The 23,506-nt window shown below is 62.2% G+C and carries 24 protein-coding genes; 22 read left to right on the plus strand and 2 right to left on the minus strand.

Features of this window, described 5'->3' with window-relative positions:
* Window positions 1-13 precede the first annotated feature (13 nt).
* The 8 genes from D6Z24_RS12190 to D6Z24_RS12225 all read left to right on the plus strand — a co-directional run bounded on the left by D6Z24_RS12190 (window position 14) and on the right by D6Z24_RS12225 (window position 7,761).
* Entirely contained in the window at window positions 14-958 is a 945-nt protein-coding gene (locus D6Z24_RS12190; RefSeq protein WP_129126866.1) for a hypothetical protein, read from the plus strand.
* A gap of 145 nt (window positions 959-1,103) precedes the next feature.
* A complete protein-coding gene (locus D6Z24_RS12195) occupies window positions 1,104-1,508 on the plus strand; it encodes a CoA-binding protein (protein ID WP_129126867.1) in 405 nt (134 codons plus the stop codon).
* A gap of 321 nt (window positions 1,509-1,829) precedes the next feature.
* Window positions 1,830-2,663, plus strand: a complete 834-nt coding sequence (locus tag D6Z24_RS12200) for an ABC transporter ATP-binding protein (RefSeq protein ID WP_129126868.1) — start codon at window positions 1,830-1,832, stop codon at window positions 2,661-2,663.
* Window positions 2,664-3,671 carry a DmsE family decaheme c-type cytochrome gene (locus tag D6Z24_RS12205; protein WP_129126869.1) on the plus strand — a complete coding sequence of 336 codons (1,008 nt, stop codon included), beginning with the start codon at window positions 2,664-2,666 and terminating at the stop codon, window positions 3,669-3,671.
* 15 nt (window positions 3,672-3,686) lie between these two features.
* Window positions 3,687-5,963, plus strand: coding sequence for a hypothetical protein (locus D6Z24_RS12210; RefSeq protein WP_129126870.1), 2,277 nt, complete (start codon window positions 3,687-3,689; stop codon window positions 5,961-5,963).
* A gap of 101 nt (window positions 5,964-6,064) precedes the next feature.
* Complete coding sequence (locus tag D6Z24_RS12215) at window positions 6,065-6,943, plus strand: ABC transporter substrate-binding protein (RefSeq protein WP_246014653.1); 879 nt, start codon at window positions 6,065-6,067, stop codon at window positions 6,941-6,943.
* 16 nt (window positions 6,944-6,959) lie between these two features.
* The gene (locus D6Z24_RS12220) at window positions 6,960-7,346 is read left to right on the plus strand and encodes a response regulator transcription factor (protein ID WP_129126872.1); all 387 of its coding nucleotides are present in this window, start codon (window positions 6,960-6,962) and stop codon (window positions 7,344-7,346) included.
* Window positions 7,347-7,371: 25 nt separating this feature from the next.
* The gene (locus D6Z24_RS12225) at window positions 7,372-7,761 is read left to right on the plus strand and encodes a hypothetical protein (RefSeq protein WP_129126873.1); all 390 of its coding nucleotides are present in this window, start codon (window positions 7,372-7,374) and stop codon (window positions 7,759-7,761) included.
* On the opposite strand, the gene D6Z24_RS12230 is transcribed toward D6Z24_RS12225, so the two are convergent.
* On the minus strand, window positions 7,758-8,222 hold the full coding sequence (locus D6Z24_RS12230; RefSeq protein ID WP_129126874.1) for a metallophosphoesterase family protein: 465 nt from the start codon (window positions 8,220-8,222) through the stop codon (window positions 7,758-7,760). The two genes, D6Z24_RS12225 and D6Z24_RS12230, sit on opposite strands and share 4 nt — an antisense overlap.
* Window positions 8,223-8,528: 306 nt before the next feature.
* On the opposite strand from D6Z24_RS12230, the gene sppA reads away from it, so the two are divergent.
* The 12 genes from sppA to D6Z24_RS12290 all read left to right on the plus strand — a co-directional run bounded on the left by sppA (window position 8,529) and on the right by D6Z24_RS12290 (window position 18,812).
* A complete protein-coding gene (gene sppA, locus D6Z24_RS12235; protein ID WP_129126875.1) occupies window positions 8,529-9,410 on the plus strand; it encodes a signal peptide peptidase SppA in 882 nt (293 codons plus the stop codon).
* Window positions 9,411-9,480: 70 nt separating this feature from the next.
* Complete coding sequence (locus D6Z24_RS12240) at window positions 9,481-10,017, plus strand: YceD family protein (RefSeq protein ID WP_129126876.1); 537 nt, start codon at window positions 9,481-9,483, stop codon at window positions 10,015-10,017.
* A gap of 13 nt (window positions 10,018-10,030) precedes the next feature.
* A complete protein-coding gene (gene rpmF, locus D6Z24_RS12245; RefSeq protein ID WP_015721360.1) occupies window positions 10,031-10,213 on the plus strand; it encodes a 50S ribosomal protein L32 in 183 nt (60 codons plus the stop codon).
* A 51-nt stretch (window positions 10,214-10,264) separates the two neighbouring features.
* Complete coding sequence (gene plsX, locus D6Z24_RS12250) at window positions 10,265-11,323, plus strand: phosphate acyltransferase PlsX (protein WP_129126877.1); 1,059 nt, start codon at window positions 10,265-10,267, stop codon at window positions 11,321-11,323.
* Complete coding sequence (locus D6Z24_RS12255) at window positions 11,320-12,300, plus strand: beta-ketoacyl-ACP synthase III (protein WP_129126878.1); 981 nt, start codon at window positions 11,320-11,322, stop codon at window positions 12,298-12,300. The genes plsX and D6Z24_RS12255 overlap by 4 nt, the downstream gene beginning before the upstream one ends.
* A gap of 106 nt (window positions 12,301-12,406) precedes the next feature.
* Entirely contained in the window at window positions 12,407-13,339 is a 933-nt protein-coding gene (gene fabD, locus D6Z24_RS12260; protein ID WP_129126879.1) for an ACP S-malonyltransferase, read from the plus strand.
* Window positions 13,339-14,079, plus strand: coding sequence for a 3-oxoacyl-[acyl-carrier-protein] reductase (gene fabG / locus D6Z24_RS12265; RefSeq protein WP_129126880.1), 741 nt, complete (start codon window positions 13,339-13,341; stop codon window positions 14,077-14,079). The genes fabD and fabG overlap by 1 nt, the downstream gene beginning before the upstream one ends.
* Window positions 14,080-14,218: 139 nt before the next feature.
* Window positions 14,219-14,452 (plus strand): acyl carrier protein, encoded by a 234-nt coding sequence (acpP, locus tag D6Z24_RS12270; protein ID WP_012531540.1) that lies wholly within the window; start codon window positions 14,219-14,221, stop codon window positions 14,450-14,452.
* Between the two features lie 85 nt (window positions 14,453-14,537).
* Window positions 14,538-15,770, plus strand: a complete 1,233-nt coding sequence (gene fabF / locus D6Z24_RS12275; RefSeq protein ID WP_129126881.1) for a beta-ketoacyl-ACP synthase II — start codon at window positions 14,538-14,540, stop codon at window positions 15,768-15,770.
* A gap of 3 nt (window positions 15,771-15,773) precedes the next feature.
* Complete coding sequence (rpiB, locus tag D6Z24_RS12280) at window positions 15,774-16,220, plus strand: ribose 5-phosphate isomerase B (RefSeq protein WP_129126882.1); 447 nt, start codon at window positions 15,774-15,776, stop codon at window positions 16,218-16,220.
* A gap of 126 nt (window positions 16,221-16,346) precedes the next feature.
* Window positions 16,347-17,594, plus strand: a complete 1,248-nt coding sequence (gene glyA / locus D6Z24_RS12285; protein WP_129126883.1) for a serine hydroxymethyltransferase — start codon at window positions 16,347-16,349, stop codon at window positions 17,592-17,594.
* A 330-nt stretch (window positions 17,595-17,924) separates the two neighbouring features.
* Window positions 17,925-18,812 (plus strand): radical SAM protein, encoded by an 888-nt coding sequence (locus D6Z24_RS12290; RefSeq protein WP_129126884.1) that lies wholly within the window; start codon window positions 17,925-17,927, stop codon window positions 18,810-18,812.
* An 8-nt stretch (window positions 18,813-18,820) separates the two neighbouring features.
* Here D6Z24_RS12290 and D6Z24_RS12295 read toward each other — a convergent pair whose 3' ends face one another.
* Complete coding sequence (locus tag D6Z24_RS12295; protein ID WP_129126885.1) at window positions 18,821-19,282, minus strand: hypothetical protein; 462 nt, start codon at window positions 19,280-19,282, stop codon at window positions 18,821-18,823.
* A gap of 363 nt (window positions 19,283-19,645) precedes the next feature.
* Here D6Z24_RS12295 and D6Z24_RS12300 point away from each other — a divergent pair, with 363 nt between their 5' ends.
* Complete coding sequence (locus D6Z24_RS12300; protein ID WP_129126886.1) at window positions 19,646-22,006, plus strand: DNA internalization-related competence protein ComEC/Rec2; 2,361 nt, start codon at window positions 19,646-19,648, stop codon at window positions 22,004-22,006.
* 74 nt (window positions 22,007-22,080) lie between these two features.
* Entirely contained in the window at window positions 22,081-23,460 is a 1,380-nt protein-coding gene (locus D6Z24_RS12305) for a GGDEF domain-containing response regulator (protein WP_129126887.1), read from the plus strand.
* The last annotated feature ends 46 nt before the right edge of the window (window positions 23,461-23,506 follow it).

A 23,506-nucleotide genomic window follows, 5' to 3' on the forward strand; every position in this document is an offset into this window, starting at 1 on the left:
AGGAGTGCGCTTAATGGAAAGGGATATGACCCCCATCAATGGTGTTACCTACTATCGCCCCCCCGCGGGGAGCGAGGTGAGCGGCCTGGACGGCAAGGTGGTGTTTCCGCTTGGCCCCGAGCCGATCCCGCTTCTGGACGAGGACTACCGCGCCCTGGGGGGGCAGGTGCCCGGGTACGACGCGGTGGGACGCGGCGTCTACCACGCCCTGCGCCAGGATCCCGGGTGCCGCTACTGCGAGCGCTACGCCGAGATGCTGAAGGGGTACCCCCATTACGTCTCCGAGCTTGCGAGCTACATCCTGATGCTCGGCGAGAAGGACGTCGAGGTCCCGTACCTCGAGCGCAGGGTGAAGCTCTTGCGCATCTTCTCGCTCCTCGAGCCGGAAAACGCCCACTTTCCGCTGGAGATCGGCGTCACCCTCCTCGATCAGGCGTGCCGTTTCTCGGCGCTGCACCTTTCGACGGCGGCCCTTTTCAAGGCGGAACAGTACCTGGACCGTGCCCGCGAGCTGGCCGGGGATCAGCCGCGCTGCCTGACCACCCTGGCCGAGGTCTCCTTCCTCCTCGGCAAGTACGACAAGGCGGCCTCCTTGTGGCGCGCGCTCCTTCCGGAGGTCGAGGAGAAGGCGAAGGCCGAGTTGAACGCCCGCCTGGAGCGGATCGACCGGGGAGAGGTGCCGCGTGTGCCAGCCGTAGATTACCTGGAGGCGATCGCGGGCGCCATGGCGCTCAGGGAAGAGGGGGGGTACCAGGAGGCGACGGCGATCCTGAACGACGTCATGGCGGACGCCTGGTTCGCGCTCGAGTTCCCCATGGCGGAGATCCCCTATCTCCTCGCGCTTTGCTGCAAGGACCTGGGGGCCGCCGCGGACGCGCGCTTCTACCTGCGCCAGGCGTTAAGGATCAACCCGGAGTTCTCCGAGGCGCAGACCACCCTGGAGCAGTTGGAACAGTAGAGACGGCCAAGGAGGCATTATGTTCGGATTCAGCGCGGCAGACTGGATATTCATCGCCGGCGTCATGGGGGTGATCTTCTTCTGCGTCGCCGTGAGCGGGATGCGCAAGCGGTAAAAAAAAACTCAAGGTTAAAGGGAGGTGCTCATGCAGGTTCCTGACATCAAAGAGATACTGACCAAGTACCGCACCATCGCCGTCGTCGGGCTTTCCCCCGACAGCGGCAAACCAAGTCACGAGGTGGCGGCGTACCTCAAACGGGCCGGCTATCGCATCATCCCGGTGAACCCCGCCGTCCCCGAGGTGTTCGGTGAGAAGAGCTACGCAAGCGTCACCGATATTCCGGAAGCGGTGGAGATCGTCGACGTCTTCCGCCGCTCCGAGTTCGTCCCCGAGATCGTCGAGCAGGCGATCGCCAAGGGGGCGAAGGTGGTCTGGCTGCAGGAAGGGGTGGTCCACGAGGAGGCCGCCAAGCGCGCCCGCGCGGCGGGGCTCGAGGTGGTGATGGACCGCTGCATGCTGAAGGAGCACGTAAAGACGATGAAACGCTGAAAAACGCCGCGGGTGGGGGGGCGCCGCCTCCCCCCCCGCTTCCATGCATGCCGCTCAACGATCCTGCCGTCCGCTTCGTATTTCCTGATGGGACCTTTCAGAATCAAAGAGAGTCATCGCCCCCCCCTTCACCGAGCCGGAACAGGGGCTCGGACCTTGTGTAAACGTTAAGTGTGTTCAAATATTCCCCCTTGCCAGCACAGTCACATCTCTGGTAGTATGTGCGCGCTTCTTCGCGACGGCAGATGACAGAATTTACTGGCAAAGCCGGTGTTCTGTGCGCTGCCTCGATCACGCAGAATCGCTCTCAAAAGGATACGGATGTTCGAGAAGCTAAAACACGGCCTGCCCGGCTCCTTCTTTCACCCGGAAAACGGGAATCGCCCCGTCGATTTGCAGGACACCAGGGGCGTCGGGATCAGGATCCACCAACTGAACAAGTCGTTCGGCCCGAACCACGTGCTGAAGGACGTGAACCTGGAAATCCGCGCCGGCGAGACCTTCTGCATCATAGGACCTTCCGGCACCGGAAAGAGCGTCCTTTTAAAGCACATCGTGAAGCTCGAGACCCCGGACAGCGGCGAGATCTACATCGACGACCTCCCCATCTTCGGCCCCAAGACCGACTCGGCCGCCAGGGACTACCGCTACAGCATGGTGTTCCAGTCCTCGGCCCTCTTCAACTCCCTCACCGTGGGGGAGAACGTGGGGCTGTGGCTTCGGGAGAAGCGTGTCTGCAAGGAACAGCAGATCCGCGAGATCATCAGGCAGAAACTGGAGATGGTGGGGCTTGTCGGCAAGGAGGAGCTGCGCACCTCGGAGCTTTCCGGCGGGATGAAAAAGCGCGTGGCGATCGCCCGCTCCCTCGCCATGAACCCGGACCTGATCCTCTACGACGAGCCGACCGCCGAGCTCGACCCGGTGACCACGGACGAGCTCGCCAACACGATCCTGAAGCTCAAGGAAAGCACCAAGAACACCACGGTGATCGTGACGCACGACCTGAACTTCGCGCTCTACATCTCGGACCGGATCGCCATGATGCACGGCGGCTCCGTGGTCGAGATCGGCACGCCGCGCGAGATCAAGAACAGCGAAAACCCGATCGTCCGCGGTTTCATCTACACGACAACGAAGGGGATAAGGGGGGAATAGATGAACGTTCATCCGTTGCGCCGCATGAAAGTCGCGATCCTCATGGCGCTCGTTCCCCTTCTTTCCGTTTCCTGTGCCGAATTAAAGCAAAGCAAGCCCCTCCTCCCCACCCGCGAATACGAGAAGATGATCGTCGGGCGCCTGGACGCCGAGTACGTCGGCACCAGCAACTGCGTCTCCAAGTGCCACGCCCACGACAAGATCAGTGACGACTTCAGCCACAGCCTCCACGGAGAACAGATCAAGCCCGAAACCGGGCTCCCCCTGGTGAACTGCGAGTCCTGCCACGGACCGGGCAGCCTCGCCATCGCGCACCTAAGCGACGACCGCGAGGAGAACACCCGGGAAAAGAGGAAGTGCGACACCTCGAAGTTCCTCGACATCATGCATCTTCCCGCCCAGGCCCAGTCCCTCATCTGCCTCAAGTGCCACGCCGCCGCCTCGATTCCCGTGCTGAGCCACTGGAAGGCGAGCGCGCATGCTCTGCACGACGTGAGCTGCTTCGACTGCCACAAGCTGCACCAGGGCCCCCAGCAGAAGGTGAGCCCGCAGCAGATGTCCGAGATGTGCTTCACCTGCCATCCCGAGGTCCAGGCGGAGAACTCGCTCTTCTCGCACCACCCCATCCGCGAGAAGAAGATGTTCTGCGTCGACTGCCACGAGGTGCACGGCTCCACGCAGGACCGCCTGCTCAAGGGGAACACCCCGAAGGAGACCTGCACCAGGTGCCACATGGAGAAGCAGGGGCCGTTCGCCTTCGAGCACGGCGACGTGACCGAGAACTGCATGAACTGCCACACCCCGCACGGCTCGGTGAACAACAACCTTCTGAACGCCTCGATGCCGTTTCTCTGCCTGCAGTGCCACTCCGGGCACTTGGCCACCGACACCCCCGGTGGCGGGCTCAAAAAGCTTTACACGAACCGCTGCACCGACTGCCACTCGCAGGTGCACGGCAGCGACATCCCCTCCCAGGCCGTGACGGGCCGGGGCACCCTGCGGCAGTAAGCGCGAAAGGAGCCGATGGTGAAAACACCGCTTGATCTCGCATCAACAGTACTATCACCGCTGCTTTTGCTGCTCTTGGCAGCGGGGGGCGTCTGCGCGGCGGAATTGGACGCGCTGCCGTCGGGCGACCTCGAGAAGGCAGCCGTATCGGCGAAAGGGACGGCGGAGTCGGCAACTGCGCCCGACGCCGGCGAGCCGGGTGAGAACTCCGCGGCGGAGGAGCCGGGGGGGGAGGTGACGGAAACTACGCCGGAGGGGACAGGCGTCTCGGCAGCCGAACCGGCGGACGAAGCGGTTTCCCAGGGCGCCGGGGAACCGGCGTACGTGCCCGAGGACGAGCGCCAGGTGGAAGTGCTGGAAAGAAAGGGAGGCTCGCTCGGTTACAACTTCGTCTTCGGGGACGACAACCGCGGTCGCGCCCTGGAGTACGGCTTCCTTAAATCCAGCAGAAGCGGCGGACTCTTCTACCGTCACATGGAGAAGGACACCAACCTCGAGCTGGAAGGGTTCTACCTGAACGAGAACGACTACCACGGCGATCTGCTGATGGACTACCGGGGGGACTACCGGCTGCACCTGAGGACGGAGTCGCTCTACCACAACCTGGACCGCGAGATCCTCTTCTCTCCGAGCTTCGAGGGGCCAAGGACCGACGCCCCCGGGAGCGCCACCTACAGCGCCGAGCAGGACGCGCCTGCGCACTACGGGGTGAGCGTGGTCCAGGACCGCGCCGACTTCCGCTACCGTCTGCACAACTACCCGCTGCACCTGAACCTGGGCTACTGGCGCTACACGAAGGAAGGGACCATCCAGCAGCGCTTCGCCGACGCCTCCTTCGAGGGGGAGGCCAACACGGTCTACGCCCGCCCGCGCAGCATAGACCAGCAGATCCAGGAGGGACGCCTGGGCCTCGACGCCCATCTGGGGCCGGTCGACTTGGTCTACGACTTCAAGATCCGGTACTTCGAGGACCGTCTCCCTACGCCGGTCGCCACCTACATCGCGCGCAACGACATCCACGGCAACCTCGAGCGGCTCGGTGGGGAGCAGCAGCACAACGAGAATCCCGACAGCCGTTTCTTCTCCCACACCCTGAAGCTGCACACCTCCCTCTCAGGCGGTCTCGTCGGCTCCGCTTCCTACAGCGTGGACCAGCGCGAGAACCTCTCCGACTTGTCCGACGTGACCGGCGCGCGCCACATGAAGGTGTACCTGCAAAACGCGGCCGGGGACATCACCTATACGCCGTGCCGGGAGTACACCTTCGCCTTGAAGTACCGTCGCCAGGAGCTCGACAACGGCAACCGCGGCGCCCTTTTGAGCGCGAACTTCGTCGATCCGCTCCAGGTAGTGAAAGCGCCCCTGGAAACCACACGCAACCTCGTCACCGGCACCGTGTGGTACCGGCCGCGGCACGACCTCTCCTTCGTCGGGGAATACCGCGGCGACTTCGTGAACCGGGACAACGTGAGCGATCTCCCGTCGCCGACCACCTGGGCCCTGCCGGACCACTCCGCGACCCATACCGGCTCGCTCGCCGTCTACTACCGCCCCTTCAAGGGGGTGCGCAGCAGCGCCCAGTACAGCTACGCCTCCACCGACAACCCGGCGTACGGCGCCTCGTTCAAAGAGCGCCAGGAGGGAAAGCTCCTCCTGACTTACACCGGCGGCCGTTGGGGGGTCTCCACCCACGCCCTCATCCGCCACGACCGCAACGACGAGGTTACCCACTTCGTGCTGAATACCCTGGACCCGCTGGACTACAGCACAATGCCGCTTACCTCGCGCCACGGCAGCAGCGAGAACGCGAACGTGGGTGCATGGTGGATGCCGCTGCCGAAACTGACCGTGGGATTCAACTACTCCTACCTGCACAGCGAGGTGGAGCAGCCGGTGTTCTTCACCACCGTCGTCGTGGGAAGCGAAGCCGACAGCCGGTTTTCCAACAGTTCTCACGTCTACACGGTGAACGTCTCCTACGCGCTTGGCGAGCAGTGCGATCTGTCGCTCATGGCCCAGCAGATACGCTCGAGGGCCTCCTTTTCGCCTGCCGACTTCAGTTCCGCTGCGTACGCGGGGAGCAGTACGGCCGGGATCAGCGGGATAACGGCGCAGGACACGGTGATCAGCGCGCTTTCGGCCCGGGGGGAGTACCGCTTCTCGCGCGTCCTTTCGACGACGCTCGAGTACACGCTCAGGGATTACGACGAGAAGAACAGCCAGAACATCAACTACCAGACGTACAACGGGATGGTGCATGCCATCGTGGCCGGACTGGCGGCCAAGTGGTGACCGAGGGGTAGCGTATCAAAACTGTCATCCGATCCATACTCCTGCTTTTGCTGTTCTGCTCGGTTCTCCCCGCGTCTGACTCCCGCGCGGCCGGAAAACTGGTGGCGGCGCTCTTGACGTGCGACCTGCCGCGCTACCGCGAGGCCCACCGGGCCTTCATGAAGGCGCTGGTGCTGAAGGGGTACGACCAGAGCAACGTGGAGGTCATCACGCAGACCCCCAACCCCGATCTCATCTCCTGGTCCAACAGCATCCGCAAGTTCAACGCCATCGGAGCCGACGTCATCGTCGCCTACGGCACCTCGGCCACCCTGGCGGCCCTCAGAGAGTCGCAGGACATCCCGATCGTGTACGCCGACGTGTACGGTCCGGTGGAAACCGGCGTAGCCAAAAGCATGGCCTCCAGCGGCCGGAACATCGCCGGGGTGAGCTCGAAGGTCCCGCTCGTCACCCTGGTGAAGACCGCCATGGAGGTGAAACCGATCAGGACCTTGGGGGTCGTCTGCGCAAGCCGTGAAGAGGGGGCTGTGGCCCAGTTGAAGGAGGCCCGCAAGATCGCCGCCCAGGCAGGCGTGGTGCTGGTCGAAACCAACGTAGCCTCGCCGTCCGGGCTCGACGCCGCGCTCGCCACGCTTTTGGCCACGAGGGTCGACTGCATCTACGTGACGGAATGCACGGCGGGGGGGCGCTTCTTCGAGAAGATCGTGCACCGCGCCACCGAGGTGAAGATCCCGGTGATATCGCAGATGCCGGGGGCAGCCCACAAAGGGGCCCTCATCTCCCTTGAGGCGGATCCCGCGGAGCAGGGGCAGGCAGCGGCCGACTACGTGGCGCGCATCCTGAGCGGTAAGAAGGCGTCGCATCTCCCCGTCGTCACGCCGAAACGGGTCGATCTCATCGTGAACCTGAAGGCCGCCCGACTGCTCGACCTGAACGTCCCCTTCCCGGTGCTCACCGCCGCGACCCGGGTGCTTAAATAGATACATAGAGGTATTGATGGGAAAGATTGTAATCGTGGATGACGACGCGGCATTCGTGGGGGCGCTCAAGGAGAAGATCCATGCGCTCTACCCGCTGCTCGAAGTGATAACGTGTACCGACCCCTTGCAGGCCCTGGCCGTGCTCAAGAAAGAGCAGGTGGATCTTTTGCTCGTGGATTTGGAGATGCCGACCCTGGACGGGTCAAAGATCTTCAAGTACGCCGTCTCCATCGGCATGGACAAGAACCGGATCGTCATCCTCTCCGGGCGCGACTCGGACTACCTGCACGAGCAGTTCCCCATGGGGACCTGTCTCGCGGTCCTGAACAAGTACGAAGCAAAGCAGAAGGCGGTGCTCGACATGATCTTCAGCTCGATGCACAGAAAGGCCGCGGCCAATTAGAAGAACCTTTCAGGAGCTACACAGCATGGCAAAACAGATGAGACTTACCTGTTACGGAAGGACAAAGAGCAAACCCGAGTGGGAAGCCCCGCTTTCGGGAGTGACCTTCGACATATTTTTCGCGGAACTGGCCCAGGAACTGGAGCGCTTCGGCATCGCACTGGAACTCGGGGAAAATCCCGGGCAGGTGATCGAGGTGAACGGCTACGGCGACCTGTTGAACTCGGTGCGCATCGCCTCGCCTTCCGACGGCATCAGCAACGTCTGCGTAGGGCACGTCATCGGTCAAAGCCCGCGCCTTGATCTCCATGAGGATATAAAGCGCGCCGTGAACCGCATCGCCTTCGCGCCGGAGACCGTGCCTCCCGATGACGAGAACCGCAAGGTCTGCCACAACTGCGGCTGCGGCTGCTAAAGAGGGAAAATCTCGGCGCGCGCCGTGGCGCCGTCGACGGTGACGATGGCGTAGCTGCCGGGGAGCCCTTCCTTCAGGGCCCCCGGGTTGACCAGCAGCATGCCTTGCGCCGACTCCACCGCCGCCTGGTGCGTGTGGCCGTAGAGCACCACCGAGGCGCCTGCCTTCATCCCCTGGTCGATCAGCTGCTTCAGGCCGCTTTTCACCTGTTGCCGGTATCCGTGCGTCACCAGGATGCGGCACGCCCCGAATTCCAGGGTGAGCTCGGCGGGGACGCGCCGGTCCATGTCGCAGTTGCCCGCCACCCGGTGCACCGGCACCGCAAGCACCTCCTCCATCAGGCGTGCGTCCTCGCACCCGTCCCCCAGATGAACGATATGATCCACCGGACCCGCCTGCTGGTGCGCCTTGAAGGCGTGGGCGTAGTTGCCGTGACTGTCTGAAATCACCAGTACTCTCATAATTCCTCTTACAACTATCGCGTCAGAGTAAACTGCGGTGGCATCCCCGCCCCCGGTGGGGGAGGGACAGGGAAGGGGAGCGCAGCAACTCGATCAACCTTTCCCCCTCAGGGGGGAGGTAGTCAATTAAGCTTATTTTTGCGCCGCACAGAGCTTCGTGTAAAGTTATTGGCGCTGATCCCGTTTCCTCTTAGTCCCACCTTGTTCAGATATAGGACATTGTCCCGGCAAATGACAAGCAAAATAAGCTGTAAACAGTTGACTTGATAAGGGTGATCGAGTATTGCCGATACTAACGGAGGCGTCATGAAGAAGTGGTTGTTATGGATCCTCGCCCTGGTTCTCGGGTTGTCCTTGCTTTTCGCGGCCTGTGTCGCGGTGGTCAGCGCCCTCATAGGCGACGACGACACGCTTTCCGGCGGCGACGGGGTCGGCGTCGTGGAGCTCAAGGGGGCCATCATCGACGGCCAGGAGACAATAAGGCAGCTGCGCAGCATGAAAAAGGACGAGCACGTGAAGGCGGTCGTCTTCCGCGTCGATTCTCCGGGGGGCGTGGTCGGCCCCTCGCAGGAGATTTACGCGGCGGTGAAGGATCTTGCCAAAACGAAGAAGGTGGTGGTCTCCATGGGGAGCGTAGCCGCCTCGGGCGGGTACTACGTTTCCGCTCCGGCCACCCTCATCTACGCGAACCCCGGCACCATCACCGGGAGCATAGGCGTCCTGATGAAGTTCTCCAACATCGAGGGACTCATGGACAAGGTCGGCATGAAGGCCTACACCATCAAGACCGGCAAGTTCAAGGATACAGGCTCGCCGGCCCGCGCCATGACCGACGAGGAGAGGGGCATGCTGCAGGGGGTGATCGACTCGACCCACGGCCAGTTCGTGAAGGCGGTGGCGCAAGGGAGAAAGCTCCCCGAGGAGGCGGTGCGCGCCATCGCCGACGGCAGGATCTTCTCCGGCGAACAGGCGCTCGCCCTGAAGCTTATCGACCGCATCGGCTCCATGCAGGATGCCGTCGACGAGGCGGCGCGCCTTGGCGGCATAAAAGGGGAGCCGAGGCTGATCAGGACCCCGAAGAAGAAGGGTAAGCTGGTGGACATGCTGGTTGAAGGAGCCGCAGGGAGGCTCGGTGTCCTCACAGGCGCAGACAGCGGCGTCAGTGTGGACTACAGGATGGGGTGGTGACCAGATTTACCTTGACAAAAAAACCGCCATCTCTATACTGAGAAACTTTGAAAATGAGGGAGAGCTTCCTTTGAAGATAGAGATAGAGAAGGTGAAAAAGAAGCAGCTCGACCTCTCTGAGGTGGAGCCGGCTTCGCACTTCCCGGTGCTGGTGCAAATGGAAGCGGCCGGCGAGTGTACCTTCACCGCCCCGGTCAGCACCAAGGTCACCGCAGTATGGGAATACGACCATGTGCGGGCGACCGGGCACGTTGAGAGCGCAGCCCGCCTCACCTGCTCCCGCTGCCTCGCGGAGTATGACTTCCCGATCACCTCGGACTTCACCATCTTCTACACCGAGGGTGAGGAGGAGAGTGCCGAGGATGAAGTCGAACTCTCCGACGAGGAGCTGATCTCCGCCACCTACAGGGGTGACGAGATCGACATGGACCCCGAGATCGCCGAACAGGTGATGCTTGAGGTGCCGTACAAGCCACTATGCAGCGAATCGTGCAAAGGGCTCTGCCCCGAGTGCGGTTCTGACCTGAACGCCGGAGAGTGCGGCTGCGATCGCGGCGGGATAAATCTGAAAATGGCCGCCCTGAAGAAGATCAAGATAGAAAAGTAAAAAGGAGAACACCATGGCTGTACCTAAGAAGAAAACCTCCAAGTCGCGCAAGAACATGAGGCGTGCACACGACTTCCTTACCGCTCCCACCGTCTCGACCTGCCCCCAGTGCAAGGCTCCGAAGCTGCCGCATTGCGTCTGCCCGTCCTGCGGTACTTACAAGGGACGCCAGGTGCTGAAGGCTGAAGAGCTCTAGGATTTCGATTTCACAGCCGTGACTGTTCGAAATCCGCTCCCTAGGGGAAATATGAGAGTTGCTGTCGATGTAATGGGGGGCGACAACGCCCCTCATGTTGAAGTTGAAGGTGCAGTAGCTGCTGCCAGAGAGTTCGGCATCCCGGTCACTCTGGTCGGCGATGTCGAAAAGGTGCAGGCCGAACTGGCCCGCCATGACTGCAAAGGGCTGGATATCGAAGTGTGGCATGCCTCGGAAGTGGTGGGCATGCACGACTCCGCTTCCGACGCGGTACGCAAGAAGAAGGATTCCTCCATCCGCGTCGCCTTCGAGCTCGTAAAAGGTGGCGAGGCGGTGGCCGTCGTCAGCGCCGGCAACTCCGGCGCCACCATGGCGGCCGGCATGTTCGTGCTGAAGCGGATGAAGGGGATCGATCGCGCCGCGATCGCCCAACTCTTCCCCACCGTAACCGGTAAAACCCTCGTTCTCGACGTCGGCGGCAACGTCGACTGCAAGCCGATCCATCTGGTTCAGTTCGCCGTCATGGGCGAGGTGTACGCCAGATTCGTCATGGGCGTCGACAAACCCCGCGTCGGTCTTCTCTCCAACGGTGAGGAGGACAGCAAGGGGAACGAGCTCACCCGCGAAACCAGCGCACTTCTGCGCGAAAAGCCCATCAACTACATAGGTTACGTGGAAGGCCGGGACATCTTCAACGGCTCCGTCGACGTCGTGGTCTGCGACGGTTTCGTCGGCAACGTGGCCTTGAAGCTTTCCGAGGGGTTGGCCGAGGCCGTGGGCAAGATGCTGAAGGCCGAGATCAAGGCGAGCCTTCTGTCCCAGATCGGCTACTTCCTGAGCCGCAAGGCGTTCAAGAACTTCAAGAAAACCGTAGACTATGCCGAGTATGGCGGGGCGCCTCTGCTTGGGATCAACGGCGTGGGGATGATCTGCCACGGCGGTTCGAATACCAAAGCGATCAAGAACGCGATCCGCTTTGCCCATGAATACGCGCTCAAAGGGGTCAACAGCCGCATGGCGGAAAAGCTCAACGAGAGCTTCCCCGGTGAGCCGCGCGAGCGAGCCGGCGCCCAGAACCCGGACGCCGCAACAGAAAGGGTAGCTTCATGATTAGAGCAAGAATCACCGGAACCGGCTCCGCCGTTCCGGAGAAAGTGCTGACCAACTTCGATCTCGAAAAAATGATGGACACCAGCGACGAGTGGATCGTCACCAGGACCGGTATCCGGGAACGCCGCATCGCCGCGGAGGGGGAGTACACCTCGACCTTCGCCGTCGCGGCCGCGGAGAAGGCGCTTGCCGCCGCCGGGGTTAAGGCCGAGGAGATCGACCTCATCGTCGTCGGAACACTCACCCCCGACTTCCCGTTCCCCGCCACCGCCTGCATCGTGCAGCAAGCCATCAAGGCCACCAACGCCTTCTGCTTCGACCTCTCCGCCGCCTGCTCCGGTTTCATCTACGCCCTCTCCACCGCCGACAAGTTCATCCGCTCCGGCCAGGTGAAAAAGGCGCTCGTGATCGGCGCCGAGGTCCTTTCCCGCATCGTCGACTGGTCCGACCGCAACACCTGCCTGCTCTTCGGTGACGGTGCCGGCGCGGTGGTGCTCGAGGCCCAGGAGGGTGACCACGGCGTCCTCTCCACGCACATGCACTCCGACGGCAACTACTGGGAGATCCTCTACCAGAAGGGCCCCGGGAGCCGCAAACCGGCCACGCACCAGAACGTGGACGACAAGCTGGTCTACCTGACCATGCAGGGGAACGAGGTGTTCAAGCTCGCAGTACGCGCCATGGGCGAGGTCGCCCAGGAAGCCCTGGAGGCCAACGGTTTCACCCCCGACGACGTAACGCTCTTCATCCCGCACCAGGCGAACCAGAGGATCGTCGACTCCGTCGGCAAGCGCTTAGGCATCACCGGCGAGCGCGTATTCGTGAACCTGGACCGCTACGGCAACACCTCCGCAGCGTCCATCCCCATCGCGCTCGACGAGGCGGCGCGTGCCGGCCGACTCAAAGAAGGGGACTTGCTGCTGCTTGACGCCTTCGGCGGCGGTCTCACCTGGGGCTCCGCGCTCATAAGGTGGTAACACCCATACCCCCTCGCCCTTCGGGAGAGGGGCAGGGGTGAGGGGCACGGCGCAGCCGAGCTCGTGCCGGATGCCCGGCTCCCACTAAAAAGAAAAGAGGTCATCTATGCAATCCTATGCATTCATCTTCCCGGGGCAGGGCTCCCAGCACGCCGGGATGGGAAAGGACCTGGCCGATAACTTCAAGACCGCCCGGGTCACCTTCGAGGAGGCCGACGACGCGCTCGGCTTCTCCCTCTCCAAGCTCTGCTTCGAAGGGCCCGAGGAGGAGCTGAAGCTCACCGCCAACACCCAGCCCGCCATCCTGGCGGCAAGCGTCGCGGCGCTCAGGGTGCTGAGGGAAGAGTCCTCGCTGACGCCTTCCTTCCTGGCCGGCCACTCGCTGGGCGAGTATTCCGCACTGGTCGCTTCCGGCGCGCTCGACTTCGCCGATGCGCTCAGGACCGTGCGCGCCCGCGGCAGCTACATGCAGGACGCGGTGCCCATCGGCGTAGGCGCCATGGCCGCGATCCTCGGTGCCGAGGCCGACGTCCTCAAAGAGATCTGCGCCGAGGCGGCGCAGGGCGAGGTCGTTTCCCCGGCCAACTTCAACTCCCCCGGCCAGATCGTGGTCGCAGGGCACACCGGCGCCGTGAACCGCGCCATCGACATCGCCAAGGCGAGGGGTTTCAGGAAGGCCATGCTCCTTCCGGTATCCGCCCCCTTCCACTGCGCCCTGATGAAGCCCGCCGCGGACCGTCTGGCCCAGACCCTCGAGGGGGTAACCGTCGGCACCATGACCGCCCCGGTGGTGAGCAACGTCGAAGCGAAACCGAACGCCGACGCTGCACGCGTCAAACCGCTCCTCGTCGAGCAGGTCTGCGCACCGGTTCTTTGGGAACAGATCATCCAGAACATCGTCGCCGCCGGCGTCACCAACTTCGTCGAGATCGGTCCGGGCAAGGTGCTCGCAGGTCTCGTGAAGAGGATCGACAAGGAAGCCGCCTGCACCAACGTGCAGGATGCAGCCGGGGTGAAAGCTATTGCGGAGGTGGCGTAATGAGTCTTAACGGACAGGTAGCAGTGGTAACCGGCGCCTCCCGCGGCATCGGCCGCGCCATCGCCATGAAACTCGCCGCACAAGGGGCCGCCGTGGTCGTCACCGCGACCAGCGAAGCGGGTGCCGCCAAGACCGCAGAAGAGATCGTCGCCGCAGGCGGCAAGGCACTCGCCGTCAAGGTGGACGTCTCCGTGGTCGCCGAGGTCGAGGGGCTCTTCAAGCAGGCCGTCGAGGCCTTCGGCAAGGTCGACATCCTGGTCAACAACGCAGGCATCACCAAGGACGGGCTGCTCCTAAGGATGAAGGAAGAGGACTGGGATGCGGTGCTCGACGTGAACCTGAAGGGTTGCTTCAACTGCACCCGCGAGGCCGCGAAGCTCATGTCCAAGGCGCGCTACGGCAGGATCGTCAACGTCTCTTCCGTGGTCGGCGAGATGGGCAACCCCGGCCAGGCCAACTACTGCGCCTCCAAGGCCGGCATGATCGGCCTCACCAAGTCGGTGGCGAAGGAACTCGCCAGGAGAAACGTCACCGTGAACGCGGTCACCCCCGGCTTCATCGAGACCGACATGACCGCGGAGCTCTCCGAGAAGACCAGGGAAGCGCTCCAGGAGCAGATCCCGATGGGAAGGCTCGGCAGTTCCGATGACATAGCGGGGGCGGTACTGTTCCTCGTTTCCGACGCCGCGGCATACGTCACCGGACACGTACTTTCGGTGAACGGCGGCATGTACATGTGATGTCGCAAACGGCGTTCTTTTTTACTTTCAGCGCCAAAAATACCTTTTGCAAATTCTGCTTTTCATGCTATGAAATAGCAGTCTTTCGACAAAGCAAAACTAAAAACGTCTGACGTTACAATCAAATGGAGGTAATTGAATGGCTTCGATCGAGAAACGCATTAAAGAGATAGTCGCTGAGCAGCTTGGTGTTGACGAGGCTCAGGTGACCAACGAGTCCTCCTTCATGGACGACCTGGGCGCCGACTCCCTGGACACCGTAGAACTGGTTATGGCCCTTGAGGAAGAGTTCGAAATCGAAATCTCCGACGAGGACGCCGAGAAGATCCAGTCGGTCCAGGACGCAATCGACTACATCACTGATCACACCTAGTAGAGAGGGGGGAGTTATGCTTCCCCTTTTTCATGCCGCCTCCGGGCAGGCGTGAGCCTAAAAGCATCCAAGGAGAGTTCAGAGTATGAGAAGAGTTGTTGTCACGGGGGTAGGCGTGGTCTCCCCGCTGGGGACCGGAAACGGCAAGAACTGGGACGCCCTTGTGGCCGGCACGTCCGGCATCGCTCCCATCACCCGTTTTGACGCCTCCGACCTGCCGGTGAGGATCGCTGGCGAGGTCAAGGACTTCGTCGCCGAAGATTTCATCGACAAGAAAGAGATCAAGAAGATGGATCTCTTCATCCAGTACGCGCTGGCCGCGGCCCATTTCGCCATGGAAGACTCCGGTCTGCAGATCACCGAGGAGAACGCCGAGCGCGTTGGTGTCCTGGTGGGCGCAGGTCTTGGCGGGCTTCCCGCCATCGAGCGTTACCACAGCGCACTGCTGGAGGGTGGCTACAAGAAGGTATCGCCCTTCTTCATCCCGATGCTGATCATAAACCTCGCTCCGGGGCACATCTCCATCAAGTACGGTGCTAAAGGCCCGAACGTTTCCTCCGTTTCGGCCTGCGCTACCGGCACCCATTCCATCGGTGACGCCTACCACATGATCCAGCGCGGCGACGCCGACGCCATGATCGCCGGCGGCACCGAGTCGACCGTGACCCCGCTCGGGATCGGCGGCTTCTCCGTGATGAAGGCGCTTTCCACGAACAACGAGAACCCGGCGGGCGCATCGCGTCCGTTCGACAAGGGGAGGGACGGCTTCATCCTCTCCGAAGGTTCCGGTATCGTGGTGCTCGAGGAGTACGAGGCTGCCAAGGCGCGCGGCGCCAAGATCTACGGTGAGATAGTGGGTTACGGCCTCTCCGGCGACGCCTATCACCTGACCTCTCCCGCCCCGGGCGGTGAAGGTGCTGCGCGCTGCATGAAGATGGCGCTGCGTACCGCCGGCATCAACCCGGAGCAGGTGGACTACATCAACGCCCACGGCACCTCGACCCCGTACGGTGACGTCGGCGAGACGACAGCCATCAAGACCGTGTTCGGCGACCATGCCTACAAGCTGATGGTCTCCTCCACGAAGTCCATGACCGGCCACCTGCTCGGTGCGGCCGGCGGCGTCGAGGCGGTCTTCTCGCTCCTGGCGATGAAGAACTCCGTGGTACCTCCGACCATCAACTACAACGACCCGGACCCCGAGTGCGATCTCGACTACGTGCCGAACACCGCGCGCGACGCGAAGGTCGAGTACGCGATGAGCAACTCCTTCGGCTTCGGCGGCACCAACGCCTCGCTTCTTTTCAAGAGGGTCTAACGGATGATAGTTCTTGGAAGCGATCACGGCGGCCTCGATCTGAAGAACGAGATAAAGAAACTTCTCGAAGAGCGCGGGCTTCCCTGCGAAGACCTGGGGACCCACAACGGCGACTCCGTCGACTACCCCGATTTCGGGGAGGCCGTGGCGCGCCGCGTCTCCGAGGGGAGCGCCGAGAAGGGGATCCTCGTCTGCGGCACCGGCATCGGGATGTCCATCGTCGCCAACAAGTTCCCCGGCATCCGCGCGGCACTTGCCACCGACGTCTTCATGGCAACCATGGCCAAGGAGCACAACAACGCCAACATCCTGGTGCTCGGCGGCCGTGTCCTGGAAGTCGAGAAGGCGCGCGAGATGGTGACTGCCTGGCTCGATACCGAGTACGCTGCAGGCAGGCACCAGAAACGTCTGGACAAGATCACCGAACTGGAGCGCGAACTGAAGGGATAATCCTTTCTCCCACAAAGCGTGTTTCGGCAAGGTGGCACTGGAAAGACAAACGATTCTGAAGCAAAGAACGGGACTCCCAGAGTCCCGTTTTCTCATTTCACCAGCACTTTTTAGGAGAGATCAGACATGTCAGTACTGGAAACATTCGACCCGGCAGTGGCGGAAGTCATCAAGCACGAGACGGAGCGCCAGGAGTACAACCTCGAACTGATCGCCTCGGAGAACTTCGTCTCCCAGGCGGTGCTCGAGGCGCAGGGCTCGGTCCTCACCAACAAGTACGCCGAAGGGTATCCCGGCAAGCGTTACTACGGCGGCTGCCACGAAGTGGACAAGGTCGAGAACCTCGCCATCGAGCGCGCCAAGGAGCTCTTCGGAGCGGACCACGTCAACGTCCAGCCGCACTCCGGTTCCCAGGCCAACATGGCGGTCTACTTCTCCGTGCTGAAGCCGGGCGACACCGTGCTCGGCATGAACCTGGCGCACGGCGGGCACTTGACCCACGGCTCCCCGGTCAACTTCTCCGGCAAGCTCTTCAACATCGTCCCCTACGGCGTCTCCCAGGAGACCCAGACCATCGACTATGAAGAGTGCGAGCGCTTGGCCATCGAGCACAAGCCGAAGATGATCGTCGTGGGCGCCTCCGCCTACCCGCGCATCATCGACTTCGAGGCCTTCCGCCGCATCGCCGACAAGGTGGGCGCCGTGGTCATGGTCGACATGGCCCACATCGCGGGTCTGGTCGCCGCGGGTCTCCACCCGAGCCCGGTTCCCTACGCCGAGTTCGTGACCACCACCACCCACAAGACCCTCAGGGGACCGCGCGGCGGCATGATCATGTGCCGCGAGGACTGGGCGAAGACCCTGAACTCCAACATCTTCCCGGGGATCCAGGGCGGCCCGCTCATGCACGTGATCGCCGCCAAGGCGGTCGCCTTCAAAGAGGCGCTCACCCCCGAGTTCAAGCAGTACCAGCAGCAGATCGTGAAGAACGCCCAGGCGCTCGCCGCAGGCCTCATGAGCCGCGGCTTCAAGCTCACCTCCGGCGGTACCGACAACCACCTCATGCTGGTCGATCTCTCCCAGACCGAGCTGACCGGCAAGGTTGCCGAGGAGGCGCTCGACCGCGCCGGCATCACCGTGAACAAGAACGGCATCCCCTTCGACACCCGTTCGCCGTTCATCACCTCCGGCATCCGTATCGGCACCCCGGCGGCCACGAGCCACGGCCTGAAAGAAGCCGAGATGGAGCAGGTGGCAGGTTTCATCGCCGAGGTCCTTGGCAACGTGGGTGACGAGGCGAAGCTCGCCGCGGTGAAGACCCAGGTGAACGCGCTGATGAAGCGCTTCCCGATGTACGCCGACCGTCTCGCCTAGATCACGTTCGGTTTCATATTGGAAAAAGGGAAGGGGGGCGACGCAAGTCGCCCCCCTTTTTTATTCCTGCTGGATGACTTTCCGCCCTCAAGTCCACTTCCCTCTCCCCCCGGGAGAGGGCCAGGGTGAGGGCGTCGGCCGCGGCAATCCCCTCACTGCGCGGCAAGGCCCTCACCCGCCCTTCGGGCACCCTCTCCCGGAGGGAGAGGGACTGTGCGAGATCTGAATGATGCAGACGACCCTTTTTTGCTGGAATCCCCCAGCCGTTATCCGTTAAAGTGTCACGCGGCCGGTCGGTGCCGGGTACCTCATCCTTCAGGCGGAGCAGCCATGTACTTCTTCCATTACGACGAGCCCCTCTTTCGGCCGCCCTCCGAGGCTCGGAGCCTCATCTTCCAGATCACCATCGGCTGTTCCCAGAACCGCTGCAAGTTCTGCGGCATGTACAAGATGAAACGCTTCCAGGTGCGTCCTCTCGACGAGATCGTCGCGGAGATCCGCTCCATCCCGCCCCGTTACCGTGGCGCCGTCCGGCGCGTATTCCTCGCCGACGGGGATGCGCTGATCTACCCGCAGGAAGGTCTTGAGCGGATCCTGGACGAGCTGAACGAAATCTTCCCGTCCCTCACCCGTGTCGGCGCCTACGCTTCACCGAACAGCCTGAACGGCAAGATTCAGGAACAGTTGCAGGTGCTGCGGGCGAAGAAGCTCCGCATCCTCTACTTCGGCCTGGAAAGCGGCGACGCCGAAACGCTGCGCCTGGTCGACAAGGGTTTCACCCCGGAAGCGATGCTGGAGCAGTGCCGCAAGGCGATGGCCGCCGGGATGAAACTGTCGGTGACCGCCATCCTGGGTCTTGCCGGTAAGAAGCGCAGCGCGGAACACGCGGCGGCGACGGCACAATGGATCACCGCTCTTTCACCCGAGTACTTCTCGCTCCTCACCATGTTCCAGCGTCACAACGACGACTTCCTGAAACTCATCGAGCCCTTGAGTCACGGCGAGATTCTGCTCGAAACCCGGGTTCTTCTCGAACGGCTGGAGCCGCAGGGAACCATCCTCCGCTCGAACCATGTCTCCAACTTCCTCGAGCTTGCCGGGAGCTATCCGAAAGACCGGCTGCGCCTCATCGACACCGTCGACGCCGCCCTCGCAGAAGCAAAAAGGGACCCCCGCTGGTGTGCGGAGATCCCTTCGTATCAGGAGGAGTACTACTAGGAGATTGTCTATCTAGCGGCGACGCCGCAGAGTTTCAGCTCGCTCTCCAGCTTCTCCTGTGAGATGCCGAGCACCCTGCATGCCTTGTCGCGGTCGCTCCGGTAACGCTCCATTACCATGAGCAAGAGGGCCTTCTTCAGCGAGATGGAGAGCTTGTCCATCACCCCTTGTCCCTGGTTCGCCGTCAGGGTGGAGACGAGCGGCTCGAGGTTCTTCTGGAACAGTGCTGCGCTTTCATTCATGCCCTGTTCGCGCTTCGTTTCGGTCCGCTTGAGGCGCACCACGTTGCCTACACACTGATCCATGTTGTCCTGCACGAAGCGCAGCGTGTCCCAGTGGCTGTCCACGGTCATGAGGCGGATATCGTCCTCGGTTCCTTCCGGAGCACCCTTCTTCCTCAAACGAACTTCCATGATGGTATATGCGTAGGAGCCGGACCTGTCGCTCGTGCTGCGATCTCTGTATGCCATGATGTCCCCCCTTGTTGCCGTTTTTCTACTTACTTTTCAACTGGCGTACCAAAATCGCACAGCTCTCAACTGGTTGTGTAAGTGTTTGATATGGTGACGAAATATTGTAAGTCTTGGTGCGTCTGCCCTGCTGACAGAATCAGGCCCGCTGTACCAAAGCTGCACAAGGTTTTGCCTGTGATCAGGTTAAGGCTCGTGATTTCAGCTGCTTGCGCGGAGTGTCGAACTGTGAACAGAGTGAACTTGCTGAGCAGATGCCGTTGTGCAGGGGAGGGGGGATGTTATAACATTTGTTGAATTTAATTATTATTGGGCGCAGCGTAGATGTTCCCAAGGAGGTGTCACCTGGAGAGACCGCTGCTGGTGCCTCTTAGCTCATTGGTCGCCGGGCTCGTTCTGGCGGACCTTCTCGATATCGCCATCCCGTCCTGGCCTGCCGTGGCCCTGCTCGCCGTAACCTTCGCCGCCTGCTTCGTCAGATCCCGTTTCCCTTTCGCTCTATCCATTGCCGCCTTCTTCATGGTCTGGGGCGTCCTTTCCATGAAACCCTTTCTGCGACCGGCCGACGAGCTTGCCGCCTTCATCCGGGATCGTCCGGTAGTGGTGGACGGGTGCGTAGATGCGCGTGTCGAAGGAGCGACTTCGGGTGGAAGCAGGATCTACTTAAGCGTGGACAGGATCGGGGACGACGACCGCGAGTACGCCGCGAGTGGGCGTCTGCTGGTTTACGTGAAATCGGGACGACCGAAATTTTTCACCGGAGACCGGGTCCGCCTTTCCACCCGCCTCAGAAAGCCGCGCAGCCTCGGGGTGCCCGGCGAGATCGACTACGCGCGGCGGCTCGCCTACCTGGGGGTCTTCGAAACCGGTTTCGTGAGGGAAGCCGATGACATGGTGCTCCTGCGCGCGGGAACCGGGTGGCGGCACGGCATCGACCTCCTTGCCGACCGGCTCGGTGACTTCATCATGTCCGCGGAACCGGGACCCGAGGGGGGCGTCCTGAAGGCGTTGCTGCTGGGCGACAGGGGGGACCTGTCCGAGCCGTTGCAGGAATCGTTTTCGCGTAGCGGCGTGAACCACATCCTCTCCATATCCGGCTTCCATGTCGGGGTCCTGTTCCTGACCCTGTTCAACGGACTCTACTTTCTTGCGCGTCGTTCGGAGTGGCTCGCTCTCCATGTGAGGTTGCGCCAGACCGTTTTGTTCACGTCGCTCCCCGTCGTGCTCTTTTATCTTTTTCTCTCCGGCGCCGCGCCCGCCACGCAGCGCAGCGTGCTGATGATCTTCGCCGCGGTTGCCGCACTGCACCTGAAGCGGGAACTTGATCCGGTGAACACCATCATGCTCGCTGCCTGCGCCATCCTTTTCACCGCTCCCGAGACCCTCTTCGACGTCTCCTTTCAGCTCTCTTTTCTCGCTATCTGGGGCTTGGCCGTCCTCGCTCCGCCACTCTCCGGACTGGTTGCCGCGAAGGGAAGGGCGTTGCGCTGGACGCTGCTCCTTTTTGCCGCATCCGCGGCTGCCATCCTCGCCACCTTCGTTCACGTCGCGTACTACTTCCGGCGCGTGTCACTCATCGGACTTGTGGCGAACCTTCTCGTGGTGCCGCTCATGGGGTACGGTGCCGTGGTCTTCGGTCTGTTGGGCCTTGCCGCGAGCGGGGTGGGTGATGCGCCGGCTCGTCTGTTGCTGCACCTTGCCGCGCTGCTTGTGCGCTGGGCGGACCGGATCGTTGTCTGTCTTTCCCGGGCACCGGTCTTCGAGGGATATGCCCCCGGACGGCTCGACCTGCTCCTTGCGTGCCTCGCGCTCTTCGTGATCACCTTTGTCCACGCCCGTCCGCAGCGGACGGCCGCCGCAACTCTATTGCTCTTCGCCCTGATCCTGCGCGCAGTACCCGCGTCGAGCGCCCCGGAAAGCGCCATGCGCATCTACTTCCTGAGCGTCGGGCAAGGGGACGCCGCCCTCGTGCATCTTCCCGCGGGGCAGTGGATGCTCGTTGACGGCGGCGGCAACGCGACCGACACCGAGGCGCGTGTCGGCCCGCGGGTACTCGTGCCGGCCCTGAGGGCGCTTTCCGTTCGGCGCATCGACTACCTGGTGCTTTCCCACGAGCATCCCGACCACCTGCAGGGCGTGGCGCATCTTGCGGCGTACTTCGAGGTCGGTCAATTCCTTGCAAGCCCGCTGCTCTTCAGGTCACCGGACGCGCAGCAATTGAAATGGATCCTGACCGCGCGCGGCGTGCCGGTCAGGCCCCTGGAAGCGGAAAAAGCGCCGCTTCAGCTCGGCGGCGCCTCGTTACAGCCCCTTTGGCCCTTAGCCGATGGCGGCGAGAGTCACACCGACGCGAACGAAGCATCCCTCGTCTTTCGCCTCTCTTATGGCCTAAGTTCCGTCCTTTTCACCGGGGACATCGGTGCCGACGCGGAGCGCGAACTCCTGGCGCGCCATGCGGTGGAGCCCTGTTCCCTGCTCAAGGTGGCGCACCACGGCAGCAGGTATTCTTCGACCGATTCCTTTCTCGCCGCAGCAAGACCGGCCGCTGCGGTCATCTCCGCCGGATACCGGAACACCTTCAGACTCCCGGCGCCGGCGACCCTTCTCAGGCTGCAACGGCAGGGTATCCGCGTTTACCGCACCGACCAGGACGGTACGATAATCGCGATCTGCATGGCCGACGGCACACTTACAATTAAGACCCCTTTGGGGCATTTTAATTGACACTCACGAGCCCTATCTGCTAGTTTAGGCGGGCATTCTCACGTATACCCCGACAGATCCAGGAGATCCGTAGCATGCAAAGGATTCTTTTAGTCGAAGACGATAGCTTTTTCCGAGAGGTCTATACCGACCTTCTCAAGGAGGACGGCTATAACGTCGAGGTGGCTGCCTCAGGTGAAGAGGCGCTGGAAATGATCGGGAGAGGCGGCTATCACCTGGTCGTCACCGACTTGGTGATGCGAGATGTGAGCGGCCTCGACATCCTCTCCGAAGTGAAAAGGCTCGACCCCGCAACCGCCGTGATCATGGTCACCGGCCACGCCAACGTCGAGACCGCCATCTACGCCCTGAAAAACGGCGCCACCGATTACCTCATAAAGCCCATCAACCAGGACGAATTCCGTCACATCGTCAGTCACTGCATGGAACAGCGCAGGCTGCTCGACGAGAACCTCGAGCTTAAAGGGCTGGTGAACCTTTTCCAGGTGAGTCAAAACATCTCCAACTGTCTGGAACTGGAGCGCCTCTACCAGATGCTCACCGATGCCCTGATGAAGGAAGTCGGGGTGGGGCGAGCCCTTGGCTATTTTGCCGAGAACGGGCAGCTGAAGCTGTGCGAGTTGAAGGGGATCGACGAGCTGAATGCGCATCTCCTGGGCCAGGCGGTGATCAGTGAAAGCGACCTTCGGGACGACGGCACCTCGCACCTGATCTACCTGCGGAACTTCCTGCCGGACGGCGCCGAATACGCGAACGAGGTGACCGAGGCGATGTGCCTCTACCTGCGCTACAAGTCGGACCTCCAGGGCGTGGTCATCCTGTTCAACGATCCGGGCGCCATGCTCCCGAGGGACATAAACCGCAAGCACATCTCCTTCCTGCTCGATCAGGGGCTGCTTGCCCTCGACAACGCCGTCCGCTACAACATCGCGAAAGACCTCCTCTACATCGACGAGCTGACCGGCCTGTACAACTACCGCTACCTCGACGTCGTACTGGAGCGTGAGCTGAAGCGCTGCGAGCGTTACGGCTCCAACCTCGGCGTACTCTTCCTCGATATCGACCTCTTCAAGTCGGTGAACGACAACTTCGGCCACCTGATCGGGAGCCGCGTTCTGCGCGAGGTCGGCGCCCTGGTGCGAAAGAGCGTGCGTGATGTCGATGCGGTGATCCGTTACGGCGGCGACGAGTACACTATCGTCTTGGTCGAGACCGGTATGGAGGGCGCGGCCATCGTTGCCGAACGTATCAGGAAGACCATCGAGTCCCACATCTTCTCCAAAGCCGATGGGCTCGCCATCAAGCTCACCGTGAGCCTTGGTTACGCGTGCGCTCCCGACGACGCGAGCACCAAGGCGGAGCTTCTGGAGATGGCGGACCAGGCTATGTACCGCGGCAAGAGCGCCGGGAAGAACAGGGCCTTCCACGCGGAAAGGCTGACGACCCCTCCCTGACGAAGGCGGTGGGGCACATGGACGTGCAACGGACCGGACAGCAGTC

Source organism: Geomonas oryzae, assembly GCF_004117875.1.
Classification (GTDB): Bacteria; Desulfobacterota; Desulfuromonadia; order Geobacterales; family Geobacteraceae; genus Geomonas; species Geomonas oryzae.